We start from the raw sequence: 4,670 nt of genomic DNA on the forward strand, positions 1-4,670 counted from the left end.
ATCTGACCTTGACCATGACTTCAATGACCACAACGTCCTTGAAGTCACCAATGTCGGGCACACGCACTTCAACCGGTCCGCTCACCACAGCAGTGACCGGCGCGGCGACTGCGGCTGCCACGGGTGCTGCCGCTGCCGGCGCCACCGCAGCCACTGCTGACGCAGCTGTGGGTGCAGCGGCTTCGCCAGCCACTTCGAGCATCAGCACCAGCGAGCCTTTTTTTACCTTGTCGCCCAGGGCGACCTTGAGCGCCTTGACCACGCCAGCGTGGCTCGACGGGATTTCCATCGAGGCCTTGTCCGACTCAACGGTGATCAGGCTTTGCTCCGCCTTGACGCTGTCGCCGGGTTTGACCAGCAGTTCAATGACGGCTACTTCATCAAAATCCCCAATGTCCGGGACTGTCACTTCTATGATTGCCATGTTGGTGTCTCCATATTCAGAAAGTAATTACGGCGCTGTCATTGCGGGCTCCGACCCACAACCCATGACTTCATGGCTCCCGGATCAGGTCCGGGATAACCGTCGTTGCAAGGATAAAACTTACGCGTAGAGCGGATTGACCTTGTCGGTATTGATACCGTACTTGGCAATGGCCTCGGCCACTTTGGCGACCGGCACTTTGCCGTCTTCGCTGAGGGCCTTGAGGGCAGCGACCACAATGTAGTGGCGATTGATCTCGAAGTGTTCGCGCAGTTTGGAACGGAAGTCGCTACGGCCAAAGCCGTCGGTACCCAGCACCTTGTAGGTGCGCCCTTTCGGAATGAACGGACGAATTTGTTCGGCATAAGACTTCATGTAGTCCGTCGACGCCACCACCGGGCCGTCATGGCCTTCGAGCTGCTGCGCCACAAACGGCAACTGGGGCGCGTCGGTGGGGTGCAACAGGTTGACACGCTCGCAGGCCTGGCCGTCGCGCGCCAGCTCGTTGAAGCTGGGGCAACTCCAGACGTCGGCGGTCACGCCCCAGTCCTGGGCCAGCAGTTGCTGTGCGACAAAACTCTCGCGCAGGATGGTGCCCGAGCCCAGCAACTGCACACGCGGTCCGCTGGCATTCGCATCACCGGGTTTGCACAAGTACATGCCCTTTATGATTTGTTCTTCAGTGCCCGATGTGAGGCCCGGCATAGCGTAGTTTTCATTGAGCAACGTGATGTAGTAATACACGTTTTCCTGACGCTCCACCATGCGTTTGAGGCCATGGTGCAGGATCACGCCAACTTCATGGGCGAATGTCGGGTCGTAGGACACACAGTTCGGAATCGTGCCCGCCAAAATGTGGCTGTGGCCGTCTTCATGCTGCAAGCCTTCGCCGTTGAGCGTGGTGCGCCCAGAGGTACCGCCCAGCAAAAAGCCGCGTGCCTGCATGTCGCCCGCCGCCCAGGCCAGGTCGCCAATGCGCTGGAAGCCGAACATCGAGTAATACACATAGAACGGCACCATGATGCGGTTGCTGGTGGAGTAGCTGGTGGCCGCAGCGATCCAGCTGGCCATGCCGCCGGCCTCGTTGATGCCTTCCTGCAACACCTGGCCCTTGATGTCTTCCTTGTAGTACATGACCTGGTCCTTGTCGACCGGTGTGTACTGCTGGCCATCGGGGTTGTAAATGCCAATCTGGCGGAACAAGCCTTCCATGCCGAAAGTGCGGCCCTCGTCGACCAGAATCGGCACCACGCGTGGCCCCAGTGCCTGGTCACGCAGCAGCTGCGTCAAAAAGCGCACGTAAGCTTGCGTGGTCGAAATTTCACGGCCTTCGGCGGTGGGCTCGATCACACTCTTGAAGACTTCGAGTGCAGGCACGGTGAATTGCTCGTCGGCCTTGGTGCGGCGGTGCGGCAAATAGCCGCCCAGGGCTTTGCGGCGCTCGTGCAGGTACTTCATTTCGGGCGTGTCGTCGGCCGGTTTGTAAAACGGAATGTCGGCAATCTGGCTGTCCGGAATCGGGATATTGAAGCGGTCGCGGAAGATTTTGATGTCTTCGTCGGTGAGCTTCTTGGTCTGGTGCACGTTGTTTTTGCCCTCGCCACTTTTGCCCATGCCAAAACCCTTGACGGTCTTGATCAGCAGCACAGTGGGCTGGCCCTTGTGCTTGACCGCCGTATGGTAAGCGGCGTACACCTTTTGCGGGTCATGGCCACCGCGGCGCAGGTTCCAGATGTCGTCATCGCTCATCTTGGCCACCATCTCCAGGGTCTTGGGATCGCGGCCAAAGAAATGCTTGCGCACATAGGCGCCGTCGTTGGACTTGAAGGTCTGGTAGTCGCCATCGAGCGTGTCCATCATGACCTTGCGCAGCGCGCCGTCCTTGTCGCGCGCCAGCAGCGGGTCCCAGTTGCTGCCCCACAGCAGCTTGATCACGTTCCAGCCGGCACCGCGGAAGGTGCCTTCCAGTTCCTGGATGATCTTGCCGTTGCCGCGCACCGGGCCGTCCAGGCGCTGCAGGTTGCAGTTGATGACAAACACCAGGTTGTCAAGCTTTTCGCGGGCAGCCAAGCCGATGGCGCCCAAAGATTCGACCTCATCCATTTCACCGTCACCACAGAACACCCAGACCTTGCGGTTTTCGGTGTTGGCAATGCCACGGGCGTGCAAGTACTTGAGGAATCGTGCCTGGTAAATCGCCATCAGCGGGCCCAGGCCCATCGAGACAGTGGGGAACTGCCAGAACTCGGGCATGAGTTTGGGGTGCGGGTAGCTCGACAAGCCCTTGCCAGCGGTTTCCTGGCGAAAGTGCAGCAACTGGTCTTCGGTCAAACGGCCTTCCATGTAGGCGCGGGCATAGACACCGGGCGCCACGTGGCCCTGAATGTAGAGGCAGTCGCCGCCATGGTTTTCAGATTCTGCATGCCAGAAGTGGTTGAAGCCGGCGCCGAACATGTGCGCCAGCGAGGCAAACGAGCCAATGTGGCCGCCCAGGTCGCCGCCGTCTTCGGGGTGGTGGCGGTTGGCCTTGACGACCATGGCCATGGCGTTCCAGCGCATGTAGGCGCGCAGGCGTTCCTCGATTTCGATGTTGCCGGGGCAACGCTCTTCCTGGTCGGTCTCGATGGTGTTCACATAGCCGGTGTTGGCCGAGAACGGCATGTCGATGCTGCTTTGGCGGGCATGCTCCAGCAATTGCTCAAGCAGGAAGTGGGCTCGCTCAGGGCCCTCACTTTGAATGACGGCGCTTAAAGCGTCCATCCATTCGCGGGTTTCCTGGGTATCTGGGTCTGGCGCGGATACGCCTACTCGGCTCTCGGGTATGACTGACATGCTGGGTCTCCTGTATTGTTCGGCCTGTCGATGGTAGTGGAATTTGCCATTTCGGGAACTGAATAAATTTTAGCCAAATTTATTAAAAATTTCAAATAGTGTTTTCTGTTTTTGTAATGTGAAATAAATAAAGAATCGCGCGTCTCATACACTTGACACATGCCGTTGTCAGAAAACCTATTCCTTCCCAAAGTGTTGCCTGCCTCGCCCTTGCAACGCATGAAATCCTGGTGGTCGCGCCTGACACCCCAGCACCAGGATCGTTTTGCCATGTTGGCGCCGCTGGCAGCCGTGGTGCTTTTTTTGGTGGCCATCCTGTCGGCCTTTGCTTACCTGCGGCTCGAAGAGATCTCACGCGAGCGCGAAGCCATCAGCCGTGATGTGGAGTACACGCAGCAGCGCCTGCGTTTGCGCCTGCTCGAACAACAGGAGCAATTGGGACGTTTTGCGCGTGAAGTCGCCAGCCGCGAAATCAGTCACCAGGACTTCATGAGCCGGGCCGAAGCCCTGGTCAACCTGTACCCGGAGGTGCAGGGGCTGACCTGGGTTGATGAGCGGCGTCGGGTGCGGGTGGACTACCACACCGCCAATCTGCCGTCCCCGCCACAAAAGACAGGTGAAACCGCCGATGGCGACACCCAGGCCGTCGACAACTTTGCGTTGGTGCGCCAGTTGCTGGTGCCGATTTATTCCACACCGCAAGCCAAGCCCGGACTCGACAGCACGCTGGAGTTGAACCTGCCCTTGATCGAGAAAGCAAAGTTCAAGGGCACCCTGCTGGCCATGTATTCGGTGGATGCCATGTTCCGGTATGGCATCCCGAATGAAATCAACGCCAAATACGCCATGTCTCTGCTTGATGCGCAGGGCAAGTTGCTGGCGGGTAGCACCATCTCCGTGGGCAAACTCAAACGCCAGTTGTTGCCCTGGGCCAGCCCCATCAATGCCTATGAAATGCCGGTGTCGCCCATTGGCAATGGTTTAACCATTCAGGGCCAGGCCTACCGCACGTCATTGGGCGTGATTGGCAGCGGCCTGTTCTGGCTGGTGATGGTGCTCAGCGCCATTACCGCCTGGCTGCTGCTGGCCAACTGGAGCCACACCCGTCGGCGCATCAGGGCACAAGACGCGCTGGTACAAGAAACGGCATTTCGCCGCGCCATGGAAAACTCCATACTGACCGGTATGCGCGCCATGGACCTGCAGGGTCGCATCACCTACGTCAATGCCGCTTTTTGCCAAATGACGGGCTGGAGCGAAGACGACTTGGTGGGTCAGACCGCGCCTTTCCCCTACTGGCCGGATGAAGATTTTGACCTGCTCAAGGCCAGAATCGGCGATGAACTGTCGGGCAACATTCTGCCCAGCGGCATCCATTTTCGTGTCAAACGCAAAGATTGCGTCATCATTGACG

3 protein-coding genes are annotated in these 4,670 nt (G+C 58.8%); 1 reads left to right on the forward strand and 2 read right to left on the reverse strand.

From position 1 onward, the window contains the following. Both PHF15_RS16510 and aceE read right to left on the reverse strand, forming a co-directional pair. Nucleotides 1-424, reverse strand: a 424-nt coding sequence (locus PHF15_RS16510) for a biotin/lipoyl-containing protein (protein WP_300122916.1), incomplete at its 3' end; no start/stop codon positions are given. Nucleotides 425-544: 120 nt separating this feature from the next. Next, nucleotides 545-3,256, reverse strand: coding sequence for a pyruvate dehydrogenase (acetyl-transferring), homodimeric type (aceE, locus tag PHF15_RS16515; protein WP_300122919.1), 2,712 nt, complete (start codon nt 3,254-3,256; stop codon nt 545-547). A 219-nt stretch (nt 3,257-3,475) separates the two neighbouring features. Here aceE and PHF15_RS16520 point away from each other — a divergent pair. Next, nucleotides 3,476-4,670: PAS domain S-box protein (locus PHF15_RS16520; RefSeq protein WP_300122921.1), on the forward strand; the 1,195-nt coding region annotated here is incomplete at its 3' end.

The sequence above is a fragment of the Rhodoferax sp. genome, assembly GCF_028689295.1.
Classification (GTDB): Bacteria; Pseudomonadota; Gammaproteobacteria; order Burkholderiales; family Burkholderiaceae_C; genus Rhodoferax.

Bases quoted from the DNA above. Each gene is read 5' to 3' on its own strand.
- aceE (WP_300122919.1), bottom strand. From the start codon at position 3,256: ATGTCAGTCATACCCGAGAGCCGAGTAGGCGTATCCGCGCCAGACCCA.